Source organism: Streptococcus mitis, assembly GCF_002005545.1.
Lineage (GTDB): Bacteria > Bacillota > Bacilli > Lactobacillales > Streptococcaceae > Streptococcus > Streptococcus mitis_I.
On sequence record NZ_LBMT01000001.1, the window covers coordinates 1132023 to 1151230 of the forward strand.

Sequence of the window (19208 nt, forward strand, 5' to 3'; positions counted from 1 at the left end):
GATGGGCTTAACTTATCAAATGAAAATGAAAATTCCTTTTGATATGGCTGATATGAACGGTCATATCAAGCTTCCAGATGTGATTTTGCTATCCCTGCAAGTTTCAGGGATGCAGTCGATTGAGCTGGGAGTTAGTGATAAGGCCATTTTGGAAGACTATAATCTGGTCTGGATTATCACAGACTATGATATTGAGGTGGTTCGTTTGCCTCGTTTTGCAGAAGAAATTACTATTGAAACGGAAGCTTTGAGCTACAATCGACTCTTTTGCTACCGTCGCTTTACCATTTATGATGAAGCAGGTCAGGACCTTATCCACATGATGGCGACCTTTGTTCTCATGGATCGAGACAGTCGAAAAGTTCATGCAGTAGAACCTGAGATTGTGGCTCCTTACCAGTCTGATTTTGATAAAAAGCTTATCCGTGGGCCAAAGTATGAGTCATTGAACGAGCCAATCAGCAAGGATTACCATGTCCGTTTTTACGATTTAGATATGAATGGTCATGTTAATAACAGTAAGTATCTAGACTGGATTTTTGAGGTCATGGGAGCGGACTTTTTGACCCAATATATTCCCAAGAAAATCAATCTCAAGTATGTCAAGGAAGTTCGACCAGGTGGGGTGATCAAATCGGCTGTTGAACGGACTGGAATGGAAAGTAAGCATGAGATTACAAGTGATGGGGCTACTAATGCCCAAGCTATCATCACTTGGCAAGAAATAAAAAAAGGATTAGGGAGAAAGTATGAAATATAAAGGCTATTTAATTGATTTAGACGGAACGATTTATAAGGGGAAGGATCGAATCCCAGCAGGGGAGGCTTTTGTTCATGAATTGCAAAAGCGGGATATCCCCTATCTTTTTGTAACAAACAATACAACCCGCACTCCAGAGAGTGTTCAAGAGATGTTGGCTCAGAATTTTAATATCGATACGCCCCTATCGACTGTCTACACAGCGACTTTGGCAACGATCGACTATATGAACGACTTGGGGCTTGAAAAGACCGTCTATGTCATCGGAGAAGCAGGGCTCAAGGAAGCCATCAAGGCAGCTGGTTATGTGGAAGACAAGGATAATCCTGCCTATGTGGTAGTAGGTCTGGACTGGCAAGTTGACTATGAAAAATTTGCGACAGCAACTCTAGCTATCCAAAAGGGAGCTCATTTTATCGGAACCAACCCTGACCTCAACATCCCGACAGAGCGCGGTCTTTTGCCTGGTGCTGGTTCACTGATTACCCTTCTTGAAGTGGCAACACGAGTGAAACCTGTTTATATTGGGAAACCAAATGCCATCATTATGGACAAGGCGGTTGAGCACTTAGGTTTGCAACGTGAAGAGTTGATTATGGTTGGAGATAACTATTTGACGGATATTCGAGCAGGGATTGATAATGGCATTCCAACGCTCTTGGTGACGACAGGTTTTACCAAGGCAGAAGAAGTGGCAGGCCTGCCAATCGCCCCGACTCATGTGGTTTCTAGCCTTGCGGAGTGGAACTTTGATGAAAACTAAACTGACCTTTTGGGGCTCTATGCTCTTTCTCCTCTCTCTTTCTATCCTTCTGACCATTTATTTGGCTTGGATTTTTTATCCGCTGGAAATTCAGTGGCTGAACTTGACGGATCGAGTTTATCTAAAACCCGAAACCATTCAATATAACTTTCATATCTTGATGGATTACCTGACCAATCCTTTTAGTCAGGTCTTGCAGATGCCGGATTTTCGTTCGTCAGCAGCTGGTCTGCACCACTTTGCGGTGGTCAAGAATCTCTTCCACTTGGTTCAGATAGTAGCTCTAGTGACACTGCCAAGTTTCTCTTTCTTTGTCAAAGGGATTGTGAAAAAGGGCTTCTTGTCTCTATTTAGTAAAGGGCTTTTGGCTCTAGTGGTTTTGCCTTTACTGATTGGTCTTGGGGGAGTGTTGATTGGTTTTGACCAATTCTTTACTCTGTTCCATCAAATTCTCTTTGTGGGAGATGATACCTGGCTTTTTGATCCAGCTAAGGATCCAGTGATTCTGATTTTGCCAGAGACCTTCTTCCTTCATGCCTTCCTCCTCTTTTTTGCCCTCTATGAAAGCTTCTTTAGCTATCTTTATCTAAAAAGTCGTAGGAAGTGAAACGAAAGATGTTCTTATTTTGCATAAATCAATTAGGTATGTGATTCGAAACTATTGTTAATACTCAATGAAAATCAAAGAGCAAACTAGGAAGCTAGCCGCAAGCTGTACTTGAGTACGGTAAGGCGACGCTGACGTGGTTTGAAGAGATTTTCGAAGAGTATAAGAGTGAATTAACTAAATCAGAGATGTATCAATCGTTCGCAAACAGTCTATTTTTCTTGAAAAAATAGGCTTTTTTTCTAAAAATCTCTAGTCAAGCGCTTTATTTTTTTGTATAATAGAGGTAGCAAAGTATAGATAAGAAGAGAAAAGCATGATTACACTATTTCTATCACCGAGCTGTACTTCATGTCGTAAGGCAAAGGCCTGGCTAGAAAAACATAAGGTGCCCTTTGAGGAACACAATATTATGACCAGTCCCTTAACAAGAAAAGAATTGCAACACATCCTTTCCTTGACCGAAAATGGTACTGATGACATTATTTCAACTCGTTCAAAAATTTTTCAAAAATTAGATATTGATGTAGAAAGTATTTCGGTATCGGAATTACTTCATTTGATTGAGCAGTACCCTAGTCTTTTGCGTCGTCCCATTATTATCGATGCTAAACGTATGCAGATCGGTTTTAATGAAGATGAGATTCGTGCTTTTCTCCCTCGTAGTTACCGTAAGCAAGAACTAAAAGAAGCAAGAATGAGAGCTGGTATTAGTTAATGAACAAACAGTATAGTTACCCACTAGATTTGTCGTGGAGCACTGAAGAACTTGCTTCAGTGCTTTCTTTTTTTAATGATGTTGAAGCTGCCTATGAAGACAAGGTAGAGGCTAAAAAGCTACTGGATTCCTATAAGGGATTCAAAGCGATTGTGCCAAGCAAGAGTGAAGAGAAACGTTTGGGACGAGAATTTGAAACGGTCAGTGGCTATTCGCTTTACCGAGCGGTTCAGGCTGCCAAGGAAAAAGGGGAAGGAAAGATTTCTCTTGGAAAGTAAATTTGAATTTGCTAAAGAGCTTGTCAAGAAGGCGGGTCAGTACATTCTTGACCACATGCAGGAAGATTTGTGTGTTGAAACCAAGTCCTCTCCAACAGATTTGGTGACCAGACTGGACAAGGAAGTTCAGGAGCTATTGGTTGGTGAGATTTTGTCTCGTTATCCTGAGGATAAGATTTGTGCTGAAGAAGGTTGTCTGCGAGCCTCGGTTCAAGAGGGCAGGGTTTGGGTTATTGATCCCATTGATGGGACCAATAATTTTGTAGCCCAGCAGGAAGATTTTGCTGTTATGATGGCTTATTTTGAAAATGGTCAAGGACAGTTTGGTCTGATTTATGATGTGGTCAAAGGGGATTGTTATCACGGTGGTGGTAAGTTTTCGGTTTGTCGAAACGATAAGCCCCTAGCTCCTTTTAAAGCAAAACCACTTGGAGATTTTCTCATTGCAGGGAATAGTGGGATGTTGGAAACCAATGAATGGGGCTTGGCTGATTTGAGTCGAGCGGTCCTCGGTGTTCGTGTCTATGGAAGTGCGGCCATTAGTTTTGCCAAGATTTTGTCAGGGCGTTTGTTGACCTATGTCACTTATCTGCAACCATGGGATTATGCTGCCGCTAGTATTTTAGGGGGAAGTCTGGGCTATCGGGTTGTGACCCTATCTGGTGAAACTCCTAATTTTCAAACCAGACAGCCGGTCATGATGCTACCTCTTGAGATGCAGGAGGAAATTCAGTCTTATATTTACGAAAGGAAAAGAACTTAAATGCAATTTCCAGAAGGATTTGTTGAAAAATATGAAGAGATACTAGGAGATGAGGCAAGAGATTTTCTTGCCTCTTTTGAGGAGGAAGCGGTTTCGGCCTTTCGGGTTAATCCTTTAAAAGAAGCGCCAGTTTCCTTTCCTGATGCCATTCCTCAAACTCCTTGGGGCCACTACGGGAAGGTGTCTGGGAAATCTCCTGAGCATGCTACTGGTTTAGTTTATTCGCAAGAACCTGCTGCTCAAATGGTAGCTCAGGTAGCCCAGCCCAGTCCTGGTATGAAAGTCTTGGATTTGGCTGCTGCACCGGGTGGAAAATCAACTCAGCTGGCAGCCTATCTAGCAGGGGAGGGTCTCCTTGTTTCCAATGAAATTTCAAGCAAACGGGCTAAGATTTTAGTAGAAAACATGGAGCGCTTTGGAGCGACAAATGTCGTGGTGACCAATGAATCTGCTGACCGCTTGGCCAAGGTTTTTAAGGGCTATTTTGACCTCATTGTCCTTGATGCTCCTTGCTCTGGTGAAGGGATGTTTCGTAAGCAACCAGATGCTATGGACTATTGGAGCTTAGATTATCCGAGTCAATGTGCTAGTTTGCAAAGAGAAATTCTGGAAGATGCAGTAACCATGCTAGCTGAAGGTGGTCGCTTGGTTTATTCAACCTGTACCTGGGCACCTGAGGAAAACGAAGAGATTGTCAAGTGGTTGCTGGAAGAGTATGATTTTGACTTGTTGCCAGTTGAACATATCAATGGAATGGTAGCTGGTATTGATCTGCCAGCAACGGCTCGGATGTACCCTCATCATTTTAAGGGAGAGGGTCAGTTTGTCGCGCATTTACAATTTAAAGGTGACAATCCAGCTCCTAAATTTAAGACAAGTAAGAGCAATCTCAGCCGAGAACAAGTTGCCTTGTGGCAGGAATTTGCCCAAAATCACTTGATAGTTAATCTACCGGGTATCTTGCAGACTTTTGGGGACCAACTCTATCTCCTGCCAGAACTTTTGCCAGATTTAGGAAAACTCAAGATTGCTCGGAATGGACTGCATCTAGGGACCTTTAAGAAGAAACGCTTTGAGCCTAGTTTTGCTCTTGGTCTAGCCTTGAAACCAAGTCAGGTCAAGCAGTCGGTTGAAATTGACCAAGAAGAGTTTGTAAAGTATGCGGCTGGAGAAACCGTTCAGCTGGCGGAAAGTCTGCCAAATGGTTGGTACCAAGTTTTGGTTCAAGGCAACGGGTTGGGATTTGGAAAGGTGACTGGAAATGTTTTGAAAAATTATTTTCCAAAAGGCCTCAGATTCAAGTGAAAATGCTAGTCAAAGTAGCTTGTCTATGTTATAGTGGAAGTATGGATTTTTTTCAAATTGTCTTTCATTTTAAGTCAAAATTGGTGGCAAGGTAACTGAGCAAATTACTAGTAAAACCAAGCTAGCAACTTCAGTTGGCTCCCAATTTTCAAAAGAAAAACATAAATAAATAGTTGAAAAAATTCACAGTATTCACCATTATTTTCAAGGAGAAAAACAGTGAAAAAAAGGAAAAAACTCGCTCTATCCCTTGCGGCTCTTTTGCTAGCAGGTTCTTTGGCGGGATGTGCTAGCTGGATTGATCGTGGGGAATCCATGACAGCTGTTGGCTCAACGGCTCTTCAGCCCTTGGTCGAAGCAGCAGCAGATGAATTTGGCTCTCTGCACGTTGGAAAAACAGTCAACGTCCAAGGTGGAGGATCTGGTACAGGTCTGTCTCAGGTTCAGTCTGGAGCCGTTGATGTAGGAAATTCAGACGTATTTGCCGAGGAAAAAGACGGTATCAACGCATCCGCTCTAGTGGACCATAAGGTAGCCGTAGCGGGCTTGGCGGTGATTGTAAATAAGGAAGTTGATGTTGAAAATCTGACAACTGAACAACTCCGTAGCATCTTCACAGGTCAAGTAACCAACTGGAAAGAAATTGGTGGGAAAGACCTAGCCATTTCTATTATCAACCGCGCGGCAAGTTCTGGTTCGCGTGCAACCTTTGATAGTGTGATAATGGATGGTCAATCTGCCGTGCAGAGTCAAGAACAAGACTCAAACGGGATGGTCAAAAACATTGTTTCCCAGACACCCGGAGCTATTTCTTACCTAGCTTTTGCCTATGTGGATGACTCGGTGAAACGTATGAAGTTGAATGGCTATGAGCCGATTGCAGAAAATGTTACAAGCAATAACTGGCCTTTGTGGTCTTACGAACACATGTATACCCTAGGTCAGCCAAATGAATTGGTGGCAGAATTCCTCAACTTTGTCCTCTCTGATGAAGCGCAAAGTGGAATCGTTAAGGGAATGGGCTATATTTCTGTCAAGGAAATGAAGGTTGAAAAAGATGCTGTAGGAACGGTGACAGCACTAGAAGGGAGTCAATAATGAATCAAGAAGAATTAGCTAAAAAATTACTTTCTCCCTCAAAGAACTCTCGTTTAGAGAAACTTGGAAAAGGCTTGACCTTTGCCTGTCTGTCTTTGATTGTTATCATTGTGGCCATGATTTTGATTTTCGTGGCCCAAAAAGGTTTGTCGACCTTCTTTGTAAATGGGGTTAATATCTTTGATTTCCTATTTGGCCAAACTTGGAATCCTTCAGGTAAACAATTTGGTGCCCTTCCAATGATTTTGGGTTCCTTTATTGTCACAATCCTGTCAGCCCTTATCGCAACTCCTTTTGCCATTGGTGCGGCAGTTTTTATGACTGAAGTCTCACCAAAAGGTGCTAGAATCTTGCAACCAGCTATTGAATTGCTGGTCGGAATTCCTTCCGTCGTGTATGGATTTATCGGTTTGCAGGTCGTAGTTCCCTTTGTCCGTAGTATCTTTGGTGGAACTGGTTTTGGGATTTTGTCAGGGATTTTCGTTCTCTTTGTCATGATTTTACCGACGGTAACCTTTATGACAACCGATAGCTTGCGTGCAGTGCCTCGTCACTACCGCGAAGCTAGTTTGGCTATGGGGGCCACTCGCTGGCAAACCATCTGGCGCGTGACCTTGAAGGCAGCGCGTTCAGGGATTTTTACAGCAGTGGTCTTTGGGATGGCGCGTGCCTTTGGTGAGGCTTTGGCCATTCAGATGGTGGTCGGAAACTCAGCCGTAGTTCCAACTTCATTAACAACACCTGCTGCGACCTTGACCTCTGTGTTGACCATGGGTATCGGAAACACTGTTATGGGAACAGTTGATAATAACGTTCTCTGGTCACTGGCCTTAGTCTTGCTCTTGATGAGTTTGGCCTTCAACAGTGTCATTAAATTGATTACGAAAGAAAGAGGAAAGAAAAACTATGCACGCTAAGAAATTAGATAAAATTGCAACAGCTGTCCTCTACTCGATTGCAGGAATTATCGTTGCCATCTTGGCATCCTTGATTCTTTATATCTTGGTTCGTGGTTTGCCCCACATCTCTTGGTCTTTCTTGACTGGCAAATCATCTTCTTACCAAGCAGGCGGCGGGATTGGAATTCAGCTTTATAATTCCTTCTTCCTCTTGGTCATCACCTTGATTATCTCTGTTCCTTTGTCTATGGGAGCTGGGATTTTCCTAGCTGAATATGCTAAAAAAGGTCCTGTGACCAATTTTGTCAGAACCTGTATTGAAATCTTATCTTCACTGCCATCAGTGGTTGTGGGTCTCTTTGGTTACTTGATCTTTGTAGTTCAGTTTGAGTATGGATTTTCAATCATTTCAGGTGCCTTGGCCTTGACAGTCTTTAATCTTCCTCAGATGACTCGAAATGTTGAGGACAGCTTGAAACACGTTCACCATACGCAGCGTGAAGCTGGTCTGGCTCTTGGGATTTCTCGTTGGGAGACAGTGGTCCATGTGGTTATTCCGGAAGCTCTTCCAGGTATTGTGACGGGGGTTGTCTTGGCCTCTGGTCGTATCTTTGGTGAGGCGGCTGCACTTATCTATACAGCAGGACAATCTGCTCCAGCCCTTGACTGGTCTAACTGGAATATTCTCAGTGTGACCAGCCCAATCTCTATCTTCCGTCAAGCAGAAACCTTGGCTGTCCACATCTGGAAGGTCAATAGTGAAGGAACCATTCCAGATGGAACTATCGTATCAGCAGGTTCTGCAGCCGTGCTCCTTATCTTTATCCTCATCTTTAACTTTGGAGCCCGTAAACTCGGAAGCTATCTACATAAGAAATTAACCGCTGCCTAAAGGAGAAGCCATGTCAAAATATAATTGGGATGAAAAGCATATCATCACCTTTCCTGAAGAGAAAGTGGCCCTCTCTACTAAGGATTTACATGTTTACTACGGTAAAAATGAATCTATTAAGGGCATCGATATGCAATTTGAAAAAAATAAAATCACGGCCTTAATTGGCCCTTCTGGTTCAGGGAAATCAACCTACCTCCGCAGTCTCAATCGGATGAATGATACTATTGATATTGCCAAGGTGACAGGGCAAATACTCTACCAAGGAATTGATGTTAACCGTCAAGAAATCAATGTTTATGAGATGCGTAAGCACATTGGAATGGTCTTCCAACGCCCAAATCCCTTTGCCAAGTCTATCTACCGCAATATCACTTTTGCTCATGAACGTGCAGGAGTCAAGGACAAGCAAGTCTTGGATGAAATTGTAGAAACTTCTCTTCGTCAAGCTGCCCTTTGGGACCAGGTCAAAGATGATTTGCACAAGTCAGCCTTGACCCTATCAGGTGGTCAGCAGCAACGTCTCTGTATCGCTCGTGCTATCTCTGTTAAACCAGATATTCTCTTGATGGATGAGCCGGCGTCAGCCTTGGATCCGATTGCGACAGCTCAGCTGGAAGAAACCATGTTGGAATTGAAGAAGGACTTTACCATCATCATCGTGACCCACAGTATGCAGCAGGCTGCGCGTGCTAGTGACTACACAGGATTTTTCTACTTGGGTGATTTGATCGAGTATGATAAGACCTCTAATATTTTCCAAAATGCTAAACTACAGTCAACCAATGACTACGTAACAGGACACTTTGGATAGAAAGGAAACAGTATGACAGAAGCGATTTTACAGGTATCAGACCTGTCCGTTTACTACAATCAAAAGAAGGCCTTGAATAGTGTTTCCCTATCTTTCCAACCTAAGGAAATTACAGCCTTGATTGGCCCATCTGGATCAGGAAAGTCAACCCTCCTCAAGGCCATTAACCGCATGGGGGATCTCAATCCAGAGGTAACCACAACTGGTTCAGTGGTATACAACGGTCACAATATTTACAGCCCACGTACAGATACAGTTGAATTGCGGAAGGAAATCGGTATGGTTTTCCAACAACCAAACCCTTTCCCAATGTCTATCTACGAAAATGTTGTTTACGGGCTTCGTATCAATGGAGTGAAGGACAAGCAGGTTCTGGATGAAGCGGTAGAAAAAGCCTTGCAACGAGCTTCCATCTGGGATGAGGTCAAGGATCGCCTGCATGATTCAGCTATCGGGCTTTCAGGTGGACAACAGCAACGTGTTTGTGTTGCTCGTGTCTTGGCAACCAGTCCTAAAATCATTCTCTTGGATGAACCGACTTCAGCCTTGGACCCTATCTCGGCTGGTAAGATTGAGGAAACCTTGTATGGTCTAAAAGATAAATACACCATGCTCTTGGTTACGCGTTCTATGCAACAAGCCTCTCGTATCTCTGACAAGACAGGATTTTTCCTAGATGGAGATTTGATTGAGTTTAACGATACCAAGAAGATGTTCCTCAACCCACAACACAAGGAAACAGAAGATTATATTTCAGGAAAATTTGGATAAGGAGATAAATGATGTTACGTTCTCAATTTGAAGAAGATTTAGAGAAATTGCACAACCAGTTCTATGCTATGGGACAAGAAGTGCTATCTCAAATCAATCGGACAGTGCGTGCCTTTGTTACGCATGACCGTGATTTGGCCAAAGAAGTCATCGAAGACGATGCAGAAGTAAACGAATACGAAGTGAAATTGGAAAAGAAATCATTTGAAATGATTGCCCTTCAACAACCAGTTTCTCAGGACTTGCGTACAGTTCTAACAGTCTTGAAGGCTGTATCTGACTTGGAACGTATGGGTGACCATGCCGTTTCCATTGCCAAAGCGGCAATTCGTATGAAGGGTGAGCAACGTATCCCAGCTGTTGAAGAAGAAATCAAGAGAATGGGTCGCGATGTCAAGAATTTCGTCGAAGCAGCCCTTGAACTCTATCTGAATGGTTCAGTAGACAAGGCTTATGAAGTAGCAACCATGGATGAAAAAATCAACCATTACTTTGATAGCATTCGTGACTTGGCTACAGAAGAAATCAAGAAAAATCCTGATGCCATTGTTACAGGTCGTGATTATTTCCAAGTGATTGCCTTCTTGGAACGTATTGGGGACTATGCCAAAAATATCTGTGAATGGGTTGTTTACTTTGAAACAGGTAAGATTGTCGAACTATAAAATAGGTTCAATCTGTATAAAAAGGAGCTCGAAATCAACTGATAGCTCCTTTTCTTGAATGAAAAAAATATTTTTAAGATAAAAATTCAAAAAACACTTGACAAGCAACTTGGATAGCGTTATAATTATACAAAATTAACAGAGAGGTTGTTTATTTATGAAATCAAAAAAATGGATATTTGTTTTATGTAGTTTTCTTGCAAGTTTCTTCTTAGTAGCTTGCCAGTCGGGTTCTAATGGTTCTCAGTCAGCTGTTGAGGCCATTAAGCAAAAGGGGAAATTAGTTGTGGCGACTAGTCCTGACTATGCACCTTTTGAATTCCAATCCTTAGTTGACGGAAAAAACCAGGTAGTCGGTGCGGATATTGATATGGCCCAAGCTATCGCTGATGAACTTGGGGTGAAATTGGAAATCTCAAGCATGAGTTTTGATAATGTCTTGACCAGTCTTCAAACTGGGAAGGCTGACCTAGCAGTTGCAGGAATTAGCGCTACTGACGAGAGAAAAGAAGTCTTTGACTTTTCAATCCCTTACTATGAAAACAAGATTAGTTTCTTGGTTCGTAAGGCTGATGTAGAAAAATACAAGGATTTAACTAGCCTTGAGAGTGCTAATATTGCAGCCCAAAAAGGAACTGTTCCAGAGTCTATGGTCAAGGAACAATTGCCAAAAGCTCAATTGACTTCCCTAACTAATATGGGTGAAGCTGTCAATGAATTACAGGCTGGAAAAGTAGATGCTGTTCACATGGATGAGCCTGTTGCGCTTAGTTATGCTGCTAAAAATGCCGACCTAGCTGTCGCAACTGTCAGCTTGAAGATGAAGGACGGCGAAGCCAACGCAGTTGCCCTTAGAAAAAATAGTGCTGATTTGAAAGAAGTGGTGGACAAGGTCATCCAAAAACTCAAGGATGAAGGAACCTACCAAAGCTATCTTGAAAAGGCAGCAAGCCTAACAGAAGTTGAAGAATAAGAAAAAGCAGAGTTGGAAGTCAATCCAATTCTGCTTTTAAATAGTTTAAAACATTTTCCAGATTTTCTAGGGACACCTTAGCAAATTGATAAGGGCAGGCATCCAAGTAAGCCTCTTCAAAAAAATCCAAGTCCAGTTGACTGTGTTTGAGACTGGCGATTTTAGGGTACTGTCTGAGATCAAGCAATAAACCATCATGTAGAGGGAAATGAGGAAGGGGGCAAGGAGTGTTAGCTAGTCTTTCCTCGATTTGCTTCTGGTAAGCTTCCTGATTGGATAAGCGAGCTAGCCGATTTTTCTCAAATAATTGACTGTCAATATAGAGTGACAGTGCCTTTTGCATGATGAGGTTACTGTCGTAGTCTAGGATATTTTTGTAGGCCACAAAGGCTTCTTTGATAGCATTTGGAAGGATGAGTGCCGTAATCCGCAGGGCTGGAAAGAGGCTGGTTGAGAAGGACTTGATATAAATGACGCGTTCCTCTGTATCCAAATAGTGGAAGGTCTGGCCCTTCTTGGAGTCCAAATCCCCCAGATAGTCGTCCTCTACGATATAGACACCATACTTGGCAGCTAAGTCAAGAATAGCCCGTTTGTCCTGCTCTGAATAGGAATGCCCCAGAGGATAGTGAAAACGAGGAATGGTATAGAAAAACTTAATTTTTCCTGTTTTGAAGTGGCCTTCCAGCTCCTCTAAGTCAATCCCATCAATGCCTCGTTCAATCGTTTGATAGTCTAAGCTCTGAGCAATCAAGAGGCGATTCATCCGATGGTAGGTCGGCTGTTCTACCAAGATTTCCTTGGCTTGGCTAGGGAAGGAAATTTGAGAAAGGATAAACAAGGCTTGCTGGGTTCCAGAAGTCAATACCAACTGGTCTGCCTTGCAGTAGAGAGCTTGGTCAAAGAGGAGTTGGTGAATGGACTGTCTTAGGTCTTCTAATCCTTCTTGGTTATCATAGTAGTTGAAGAGGTAGTTTTCCCGGCCAATCAAGGTTTCATTGATACAGAGTCGGAAATCGTCATAGGCACTGGCATGTTCGTCGGTAACCTCGATTTCAAGGTCTTGGTGTTGCCCTTGTTCTAATACATAGTAGCCACTCTGGGGCTTGGCATAGAGGTATTGTTCGTGCCGTAATTCCAGCAAGGCTCGTTGAATGGTGTCCTTGCTACAGTGAAAGTCAAGGCTCAGTTGACGGATAGAAGGCAGGCGGCTACCCGTCGGAAAACGTCCAGACTCGATACCGTTTTTTAGATAGGAAACGACCTCTTGGTACTTGCTTTGTTTCTTCATTCCAAACCTCCCTTGATTTTGTTACATTGTACCTTTTTTTTTCCTTCTTGGCAATGTCTAGGGTGTTTCTCTCGTTCACATATAAAGCTAAATGTGGTATACTTAGGAGTAACATTTATAGAATAACAGACAAGAAAGTGAATGGATAAGAACGTGCAGGAACCAGTGAAATTATTTCAATATAATACCCTTGGAGCCTTGATGGCTGGCCTTTATGGTGGTACCATGACAGTAGGAGAATTGCTAGAGCATGGTGACCTTGGTTTGGGAACCTTGGATTCCATTGATGGGGAATTGATTGTCTTAGATGGCAAGGCTTATCAGGCCAAAGGCTCAGGAGAGCAACCGGAAATTGTAGAAGTGTCACCAGATGCCCTTATTCCTTACGCAGCAGTAGTACCGCATCAGGCAGAGGTCATTTTCCGCCAGCGCTTTGAGATGACAGACAAGGAATTGGAAGAGCGGATTGAGTCTTACTATGACGGAGAAAATCTTTTCCGCTCTATCAAGATTCGTGGGGAATTTTCACATATGCATGTGCGCATGATTCCCAAGTCGACACCAGATACCAAGTTTGCTGAGGTCGCAACCCATCAACCTGAATATAGTCGTGACAATGTGGCGGGAACCATCGTTGGTTTCTGGACGCCTGAGATTTTTCATGGGGTCAGTGTGGCAGGCTATCATCTACACTTCATTTCAGATGACTTGACCTTCGGTGGTCATGTCATGGACTTTGTCATCAAGGAAGGCATTATTGAGGTGGGAGCTGTTGACCAATTGGATCAACGTTTCCCAGTTCAAGATCGTCAATACTTGTTTGCTAAGTTCAATGTTGACGAGATGAAAAAAGATATTGAAAAGGCGGAATAGGAGAAGAAAATGACCATTCATATTATCATTACCATGGTGCTGTTGCTGGCTTTCTTGATAGGAAGCATTTGGTATGCCAAAAAGAAATATCAGATTAATTTAGCTGTCTTGGGCTTGGGGGCTGTAGCCTTCTTTGTTTCTTCACAGATTTTAGAAAAACTGGTGCATATCTTGGTTTTACATCCTCAAAAAGACGGTAGTATTGCCCTCTTGCAAGACCATCCGCTTGTCTATATCATCTATGGCCTAGCCATGGCAGCCTTTTTTGAGGAAACAGCTCGCCTTGTTTTCTTCAAATGGTTGGAGAAAAAGAGAAGTTTGGAAAAGGCAGATGCCTTGGCCTATGGCTTGGGGCATGGTGGCTTGGAGTTGATTTTCCTAGGTCTTACTAGTTTGATCAATCTCTACATTGTTCTTTCGGCAGTTCAAACGCAAAATCCACAGGTTATGCAATTACTGTCTGAAAATATGTTGAAAACTATTCAGTCGCTGTCTGTTTGGCAGATTTATTTGCTTGGTTTTGAACGAATCTTGGCACTTGGTTTCCAATTACTTTTGACAGTTTGGGTTTACCAAGCTGTTCGCCAGAAGAAATGGATTTATCTCCTAGCAGCCTATGGTCTACATGCCTTCTTTGACCTGGCACCATCTCTAGCCCAAGTTGGCTGGCTTACAAGTCCAGTCTTAGTTGAAGTCATTCTACTAGTTGAACTGATCCTAGTTGCCTATGGAACTAAAGCTATCTTTTGCAAAAAATCATAAGAAAAAGGGGGGAAACCTCTTTTTCTTATGCAAAAACCAAACAAGATTTTTTTAGGGTCGTCAAATGGTCTTAAAAATGGTATAATGGAATGAATTTTGTAAAAGGAAGAGTGTCATGTCTGTAAGAGAAAAAATGCTTGAAATCTTAGAAGGAATTGATATCCGTTATAAGGAACCCTTGCATAGCTATAGTTATACAAAAGTAGGTGGAGAGGCCGATTATTTGGTCTTTCCACGAAATCGTTTTGAGTTGGCTCGCGTTGTTAAATTTGCCAATCAAGAAAATATTCCTTGGATGGTTCTTGGAAATGCTAGCAACATCATCGTTCGTGATGGTGGGATTCGTGGATTTGTCATTTTGTGTGACAAGCTAAATAATATTTCTGTTGATGGCTATACTATTGAAGCAGAAGCTGGTGCTAACTTGATTGAAACGACACGCATTGCCCTTCGTCATAGTTTGACTGGCTTTGAGTTTGCTTGTGGCATTCCAGGGAGCGTCGGTGGTGCTGTCTTTATGAATGCGGGTGCCTATGGTGGCGAGATTGCCCACATCTTGCAGTCTTGTAAGATTTTGACTAAGGACGGAGAAATCGAGACCCTGTCTGTCAAGGACTTGGCTTTTGGTTACCGCCACTCAGCCATTCAAGAGTCTGGTGCAGTTGTCTTGTCAGCTAAATTTGCCCTTGCTCCAGGAACCCATCAGGCTATCAAGCAAGAAATGGACCGCTTGACGCATCTACGTGAACTCAAGCAACCTTTAGAATATCCATCTTGTGGTTCGGTCTTTAAGCGTCCAGTCGGGCATTTTGCAGGTCAATTGATTTCAGAAGCTGGCTTGAAAGGCTACCGTATCGGTGGCGTAGAAGTGTCAGAAAAGCACGCTGGATTTATGATCAACGTTGCAGACGGAACGGCCAAAGACTATGAGGACTTGATTGAGTCTGTGATTGAAAAAGTCAAGGAACACTCTGGCGTTACCCTTGAGAGGGAAGTCCGTATTTTAGGAGAAAGCAAGTAGGAAGCTGTTGTTGAAAAGCTGCTGCTATGTCATGGAAAGGGGGTGAAAGCCTATCGTTAGTGCAGAAGAATGTAGGCAGTTCAATCTCCTACACGAGGTAGTAGTGGCCTGACAGAGCCCTGATCTGTTAATCTATGAAAAAGAAGGAATAAATGACAATTGAAAAAACCAATTATTGAATTCAAAAACGTCTCTAAAGTTTTTGAAGACAGCAACACCAAGGTTCTCAAAGACATCAACTTTGAGTTGGAAGAAGGAAAGTTCTACACTCTTTTAGGCGCATCTGGTTCAGGGAAATCAACTATCCTTAACATCATTGCAGGTTTACTGGATGCGACGACAGGAGATATTTTACTGGACGGTGTCCGCATCAATGACATCCCAACCAACAAGCGAGATGTCCATACGGTCTTCCAATCCTATGCCTTGTTTCCACACATGAATGTGTTTGAAAATGTTGCCTTTCCACTCCGATTACGTAAGATTGACAAGAAAGAAATCGAGAAACGTGTGGCGGAAGTTCTCAAGATGGTTCAGTTGGAAGGTTATGAGAAGCGTTCCATCCGTAAACTCTCAGGAGGACAACGTCAGCGTGTGGCTATTGCCCGTGCCATCATCAATCAACCCCGTGTGGTTTTGTTGGACGAGCCTTTGTCAGCATTGGACTTGAAATTAAGAACAGACATGCAGTATGAATTGCGTGAACTGCAACAACGATTGGGCATTACCTTTGTCTTTGTTACCCACGATCAGGAAGAAGCACTGGCCATGAGTGACTGGATTTTCGTTATGAATGATGGCGAGATTGTCCAGTCAGGAACACCTGTGGACATCTACGATGAGCCGATTAACCACTTTGTTGCCACCTTTATCGGGGAGTCAAACATCTTGCCAGGTACCATGATTGAGGACTACTTGGTTGAGTTTAACGGCAAACGCTTTGAAGCGGTCGATGGTGGGATGAAGCCAAATGAACCTGTTGAGGTCGTGATTCGTCCAGAGGACTTGCGCATTACTCTTCCTGAAGAAGGCAAGCTCCAAGTAAAAGTTGATACCCAGCTCTTCCGTGGGGTGCACTATGAAATTATCGCCTATGACGAACTCGGAAATGAATGGATGATCCACTCGACTCGTAAGGCCATCGTGGGTGAGGAAATCGGTCTGGACTTTGAACCAGAAGATATCCACATCATGCGTCTCAACGAAACCGAAGAAGAGTTCGATGCTCGTATCGAAGAATACGTGGAAATCGAAGAGCAAGAAGCAGGTTTGATTAACGCGATCGAGGAGGAAAGAGATGAAGAAAACAAGCTCTAAACTCTTTGTAGTGCCCTACATGCTTTGGATTGCCCTCTTTGTCCTTGCACCCTTGGTATTGATTTTCGGTCAATCCTTTTTCAACATTGAAGGCCAGTTCAGTTTAGAAAATTATAAGTCCTACTTTGCGTCACAAAACTTGACTTATCTCAAAATGAGTTTTAACTCAGTGCTTTATGCAGGTATTGTGACCTTTGTGACCCTGCTTATTAGCTATCCGACAGCCCTCTTTTTGACCCGTCTCAAGCACCGTCAACTCTGGCTCATGCTGATTATCCTGCCGACTTGGATCAACCTTCTTCTTAAGGCTTATGCCTTTATCGGAATTTTTGGTCAAAATGGCTCTATTAACCAATTCTTGGAATTTATCGGAATCGGTTCACAGCAGTTGCTCTTTACCGATTTCTCCTTTATCTTTGTCGCAAGCTACATTGAGCTACCATTTATGATCTTGCCGATTTTCAATGTTTTGGACGATATGGATAACAACCTCATCAATGCCAGCTACGACCTCGGTGCGACCAAGTGGGAGACCTTTCGCCATGTCATCTTCCCTCTATCTATGAATGGGGTACGAAGTGGGGTCCAATCTGTCTTTATTCCAAGCTTGAGTCTCTTCATGCTGACCCGCTTGATTGGTGGGAACCGCGTTATCACCTTGGGGACAGCCATTGAGCAGAACTTCCTAACCAATGACAACTACGGTATGGGTTCAACCATCGGTGTAATTCTCATCCTGACCATGTTCATCACCATGTGGGTTACCAAGGAAAGGAGAGAACGATGAAAAAATTTGCCAACCTTTACCTAGGACTGGTCTTTCTTGTCCTCTACCTGCCGATTTTTTACCTGATTGGTTATGCTTTTAATGCAGGCAACGATATGAATAGCTTTACAGGCTTTAGCTTGAGCCATTTTAAAACCATGTTTGGGGATGGTCGCCTCATGTTGATTGTGACTCAGACCTTTTTCTTGGCCTTTCTGTCAGCCTTGATAGCGACCATTATCGGGACTTTCGGTGCCATTTACATCTACCAGTCTCGTAAGAAATACCAAGAAGCCTTTCTATCACTCAATAATATCCTCATGGTTGCGCCTGATGTTATGATTGGTGCCAGCTTCTTGATTCTTTTTACTCAACTCAAGTTTTCACTTGGTTTTTTGACCGTTCTATCTAGTCACGTGGCCTTCTCCATTCCTATCGTGGTCTTGATGGTCTTGCCTCGTCTCAAGGAAATGAACGGTGACATGATTCATGCAGCCTATGACCTTGGTGCCAGTCAATTTCAGATGTTCAAGGAAATCATGCTTCCTTACCTGACACCGTCTATCATTGCAGGTTATTTCATGGCCTTCACCTATTCGCTAGATGACTTTGCCGTGACCTTCTTTGTAACGGGAAATGGCTTTTCAACCTTGTCAGTCGAGATTTACTCTCGTGCTCGCAAGGGGATTTCCCTAGAAATCAATGCCCTTTCTGCCCTTGTCTTTCTCTTTAGTATTATCCTAGTTGTTGGATATTACTTTATCTCACGTGAGAAGGAGGAGCAAGCATGAAAAAACTCTATTCATTTTTAGCAGGAATTGTAGCGATTATCCTGGTCTTGTGGGGAATTGCGACGCATTTAGATAGTAAAATCAATAGCCGAGATAGCCAAAAATTGGTTATCTACAACTGGGGTGACTATATCGATCCAGAACTCTTGGAGCAATTCACAGAAGAAACAGGAATCCAAGTTCAGTATGAAACCTTTGACTCCAACGAAGCCATGTACACCAAGATCAAGCAGGGTGGAACGACCTACGATATTGCCATCCCTAGTGAGTACATGATTAACAAGATGAAGGACGAAGACCTCTTGGTACCGCTTGACTATTCAAAACTTGAAGGTCTTGAAAATATCGGACCAGAGTTCCTCAACCAGTCCTTTGACCCAGGTAATAAATTCTCCATCCCTTACTTCTGGGGAACTTTGGGAATTGTTTACAATGAAACCATGGTAGATGAGGCGCCTGAGCATTGGGATGACCTTTGGAAGCCAGAGTATAAGAACTCTATCATGCTCTTTGATGGGGCGCGTGAGGTATTGGGACTAGGGCTTAACTCGCTTGGCTACAGCCTCAACTCCAAGGATTCCCAGCAGTTGGAAGAGACAGTGGACAAGCTCTATAAATTGACTCCAAATATCAAGGCTATCGTTGCGGACGAGATGAAGGGATACATGATTCAGAACAACGCTGCTATCGGCGTGACCTTCTCTGGTGAAGCCAGTCAAATGCTAGAAAAAAACGAAAATCTACGCTATGTGGTACCGACAGAGGCCAGCAACCTTTGGTTTGACAATATGGTCATTCCCAAAACAGTCAAAAACCAAGATGCCGCCTATGCCTTTATCAACTTTATGTTGAAACCTGAAAATGCTCTTAAAAATGCGGAGTATGTCGGCTATTCAACACCAAACCTACCAGCCAAGGAACTGCTCCCAGAGGAGAAAAAAGAAGACAAGGCCTTCTATCCAGATGCTGAAACCATGAAACACCTAGAAGTTTATGAAAAATTCGACCATAAATGGACAGGCAAATACAGCGACCTCTTCCTACAGTTTAAAATGTATCGGAAGTAGGAGTAGAGCGTAAG

General features: G+C 43.0%; 22 protein-coding genes. 21 read left to right on the forward strand and 1 reads right to left on the reverse strand.

Going from position 1 to position 19208, the window contains the following annotated elements:
- Nucleotide 1 precedes the first annotated feature (1 nt).
- From QS39_RS05840 to QS39_RS05905, 14 genes are all read left to right on the forward strand, one after another.
- The gene (locus QS39_RS05840; RefSeq protein WP_077804902.1) at nucleotides 2-760 is read left to right on the forward strand and encodes an acyl-[acyl-carrier-protein] thioesterase; all 759 of its coding nucleotides are present in this window, start codon (nucleotides 2-4) and stop codon (nucleotides 758-760) included.
- Entirely contained in the window at nucleotides 750-1523 is a 774-nt protein-coding gene (locus tag QS39_RS05845) for a TIGR01457 family HAD-type hydrolase (RefSeq protein ID WP_077804903.1), read from the forward strand. Before QS39_RS05840 ends, QS39_RS05845 begins: the two co-directional genes overlap by 11 nt.
- Nucleotides 1513-2130, forward strand: a complete 618-nt coding sequence (locus QS39_RS05850; protein ID WP_077804904.1) for a TIGR01906 family membrane protein — start codon at nucleotides 1513-1515, stop codon at nucleotides 2128-2130. Before QS39_RS05845 ends, QS39_RS05850 begins: the two co-directional genes overlap by 11 nt.
- A 316-nt stretch (nucleotides 2131-2446) precedes the next feature.
- A complete protein-coding gene (locus QS39_RS05855; RefSeq protein ID WP_000631254.1) occupies nucleotides 2447-2848 on the forward strand; it encodes a Spx/MgsR family RNA polymerase-binding regulatory protein in 402 nt (133 codons plus the stop codon).
- The gene (locus tag QS39_RS05860; protein WP_023942916.1) at nucleotides 2848-3126 is read left to right on the forward strand and encodes a UPF0223 family protein; all 279 of its coding nucleotides are present in this window, start codon (nucleotides 2848-2850) and stop codon (nucleotides 3124-3126) included. Before QS39_RS05855 ends, QS39_RS05860 begins: the two co-directional genes overlap by 1 nt.
- Nucleotides 3116-3889, forward strand: coding sequence for an inositol monophosphatase family protein (locus QS39_RS05865; protein ID WP_077804905.1), 774 nt, complete (start codon nucleotides 3116-3118; stop codon nucleotides 3887-3889). Before QS39_RS05860 ends, QS39_RS05865 begins: the two co-directional genes overlap by 11 nt.
- Complete coding sequence (locus QS39_RS05870) at nucleotides 3890-5194, forward strand: RsmF rRNA methyltransferase first C-terminal domain-containing protein (protein WP_077804906.1); 1305 nt, start codon at nucleotides 3890-3892, stop codon at nucleotides 5192-5194.
- A 219-nt stretch (nucleotides 5195-5413) separates the two neighbouring features.
- Entirely contained in the window at nucleotides 5414-6292 is an 879-nt protein-coding gene (locus QS39_RS05875) for a phosphate ABC transporter substrate-binding protein PstS family protein (RefSeq protein ID WP_077804907.1), read from the forward strand.
- Nucleotides 6292-7209, forward strand: coding sequence for a phosphate ABC transporter permease subunit PstC (gene pstC, locus QS39_RS05880; RefSeq protein WP_001070902.1), 918 nt, complete (start codon nucleotides 6292-6294; stop codon nucleotides 7207-7209). The genes QS39_RS05875 and pstC overlap by 1 nt, the downstream gene beginning before the upstream one ends.
- Nucleotides 7199-8083 (forward strand): phosphate ABC transporter permease PstA, encoded by an 885-nt coding sequence (gene pstA, locus QS39_RS05885; protein WP_000543046.1) that lies wholly within the window; start codon nucleotides 7199-7201, stop codon nucleotides 8081-8083. Before pstC ends, pstA begins: the two co-directional genes overlap by 11 nt.
- 10 nt (nucleotides 8084-8093) lie before the next feature.
- On the forward strand, nucleotides 8094-8897 hold the full coding sequence (gene pstB, locus QS39_RS05890; protein ID WP_077804908.1) for a phosphate ABC transporter ATP-binding protein PstB: 804 nt from the start codon (nucleotides 8094-8096) through the stop codon (nucleotides 8895-8897).
- Nucleotides 8898-8909: 12 nt separating this feature from the next.
- Entirely contained in the window at nucleotides 8910-9668 is a 759-nt protein-coding gene (gene pstB / locus QS39_RS05895; protein WP_000133484.1) for a phosphate ABC transporter ATP-binding protein PstB, read from the forward strand.
- 11 nt (nucleotides 9669-9679) lie between these two features.
- Nucleotides 9680-10333 (forward strand): phosphate signaling complex protein PhoU, encoded by a 654-nt coding sequence (gene phoU, locus QS39_RS05900; protein WP_077804909.1) that lies wholly within the window; start codon nucleotides 9680-9682, stop codon nucleotides 10331-10333.
- 157 nt (nucleotides 10334-10490) lie between these two features.
- Nucleotides 10491-11306: an ABC transporter substrate-binding protein gene (locus tag QS39_RS05905; RefSeq protein WP_023942905.1), complete on the forward strand. Its 816-nt coding sequence runs from the start codon at nucleotides 10491-10493 to the stop codon at nucleotides 11304-11306.
- A 19-nt stretch (nucleotides 11307-11325) separates the two neighbouring features.
- Here QS39_RS05905 and QS39_RS05910 read toward each other — a convergent pair whose 3' ends face one another.
- A complete protein-coding gene (locus QS39_RS05910; protein ID WP_077804910.1) occupies nucleotides 11326-12597 on the reverse strand; it encodes an aminotransferase-like domain-containing protein in 1272 nt (423 codons plus the stop codon).
- A 141-nt stretch (nucleotides 12598-12738) separates the two neighbouring features.
- On the opposite strand from QS39_RS05910, the gene budA reads away from it, so the two are divergent.
- The 7 genes from budA (at nucleotide 12739) to QS39_RS05945 (ending at nucleotide 19194) form a co-directional block, all read left to right on the forward strand.
- The gene (gene budA / locus QS39_RS05915; protein WP_000360314.1) at nucleotides 12739-13470 is read left to right on the forward strand and encodes an acetolactate decarboxylase; all 732 of its coding nucleotides are present in this window, start codon (nucleotides 12739-12741) and stop codon (nucleotides 13468-13470) included.
- Nucleotides 13471-13479: 9 nt separating this feature from the next.
- Complete coding sequence (locus tag QS39_RS05920) at nucleotides 13480-14232, forward strand: YhfC family intramembrane metalloprotease (RefSeq protein ID WP_077804911.1); 753 nt, start codon at nucleotides 13480-13482, stop codon at nucleotides 14230-14232.
- A 115-nt stretch (nucleotides 14233-14347) separates the two neighbouring features.
- On the forward strand, nucleotides 14348-15253 hold the full coding sequence (gene murB, locus QS39_RS05925) for a UDP-N-acetylmuramate dehydrogenase (protein WP_077804912.1): 906 nt from the start codon (nucleotides 14348-14350) through the stop codon (nucleotides 15251-15253).
- A gap of 159 nt (nucleotides 15254-15412) precedes the next feature.
- Nucleotides 15413-16570 (forward strand): ABC transporter ATP-binding protein, encoded by a 1158-nt coding sequence (locus QS39_RS05930; RefSeq protein WP_000742895.1) that lies wholly within the window; start codon nucleotides 15413-15415, stop codon nucleotides 16568-16570.
- On the forward strand, nucleotides 16551-17357 hold the full coding sequence (locus QS39_RS05935; RefSeq protein WP_000753801.1) for an ABC transporter permease: 807 nt from the start codon (nucleotides 16551-16553) through the stop codon (nucleotides 17355-17357). Before QS39_RS05930 ends, QS39_RS05935 begins: the two co-directional genes overlap by 20 nt.
- Nucleotides 17354-18127, forward strand: coding sequence for an ABC transporter permease (locus tag QS39_RS05940; protein WP_000712740.1), 774 nt, complete (start codon nucleotides 17354-17356; stop codon nucleotides 18125-18127). Before QS39_RS05935 ends, QS39_RS05940 begins: the two co-directional genes overlap by 4 nt.
- A complete protein-coding gene (locus QS39_RS05945) occupies nucleotides 18124-19194 on the forward strand; it encodes an ABC transporter substrate-binding protein (protein WP_050240977.1) in 1071 nt (356 codons plus the stop codon). Before QS39_RS05940 ends, QS39_RS05945 begins: the two co-directional genes overlap by 4 nt.
- Nucleotides 19195-19208 lie beyond the last annotated feature (14 nt).

Bases quoted from the DNA above. Each gene is read 5' to 3' on its own strand.
- QS39_RS05840 (WP_077804902.1), top strand. From the start codon at position 2: ATGGGCTTAACTTATCAAATGAAAATGAAAATTCCTTTTGATATGGCT.
- QS39_RS05845 (WP_077804903.1), top strand. From the start codon at position 750: ATGAAATATAAAGGCTATTTAATTGATTTAGACGGAACGATTTATAAG.
- QS39_RS05850 (WP_077804904.1), top strand. From the start codon at position 1,513: ATGAAAACTAAACTGACCTTTTGGGGCTCTATGCTCTTTCTCCTCTCT.
- QS39_RS05855 (WP_000631254.1), top strand. From the start codon at position 2,447: ATGATTACACTATTTCTATCACCGAGCTGTACTTCATGTCGTAAGGCA.
- QS39_RS05860 (WP_023942916.1), top strand. From the start codon at position 2,848: ATGAACAAACAGTATAGTTACCCACTAGATTTGTCGTGGAGCACTGAA.
- QS39_RS05870 (WP_077804906.1), top strand. From the start codon at position 3,890: ATGCAATTTCCAGAAGGATTTGTTGAAAAATATGAAGAGATACTAGGA.
- pstC (WP_001070902.1), top strand. From the start codon at position 6,292: ATGAATCAAGAAGAATTAGCTAAAAAATTACTTTCTCCCTCAAAGAAC.
- pstA (WP_000543046.1), top strand. From the start codon at position 7,199: ATGCACGCTAAGAAATTAGATAAAATTGCAACAGCTGTCCTCTACTCG.
- pstB (WP_077804908.1), top strand. From the start codon at position 8,094: ATGTCAAAATATAATTGGGATGAAAAGCATATCATCACCTTTCCTGAA.
- pstB (WP_000133484.1), top strand. From the start codon at position 8,910: ATGACAGAAGCGATTTTACAGGTATCAGACCTGTCCGTTTACTACAAT.
- phoU (WP_077804909.1), top strand. From the start codon at position 9,680: ATGTTACGTTCTCAATTTGAAGAAGATTTAGAGAAATTGCACAACCAG.
- QS39_RS05905 (WP_023942905.1), top strand. From the start codon at position 10,491: ATGAAATCAAAAAAATGGATATTTGTTTTATGTAGTTTTCTTGCAAGT.
- QS39_RS05910 (WP_077804910.1), bottom strand. From the start codon at position 12,597: ATGAAGAAACAAAGCAAGTACCAAGAGGTCGTTTCCTATCTAAAAAAC.
- budA (WP_000360314.1), top strand. From the start codon at position 12,739: ATGGATAAGAACGTGCAGGAACCAGTGAAATTATTTCAATATAATACC.
- QS39_RS05920 (WP_077804911.1), top strand. From the start codon at position 13,480: ATGACCATTCATATTATCATTACCATGGTGCTGTTGCTGGCTTTCTTG.
- murB (WP_077804912.1), top strand. From the start codon at position 14,348: ATGTCTGTAAGAGAAAAAATGCTTGAAATCTTAGAAGGAATTGATATC.
- QS39_RS05935 (WP_000753801.1), top strand. From the start codon at position 16,551: ATGAAGAAAACAAGCTCTAAACTCTTTGTAGTGCCCTACATGCTTTGG.
- QS39_RS05940 (WP_000712740.1), top strand. From the start codon at position 17,354: ATGAAAAAATTTGCCAACCTTTACCTAGGACTGGTCTTTCTTGTCCTC.
- QS39_RS05945 (WP_050240977.1), top strand. From the start codon at position 18,124: ATGAAAAAACTCTATTCATTTTTAGCAGGAATTGTAGCGATTATCCTG.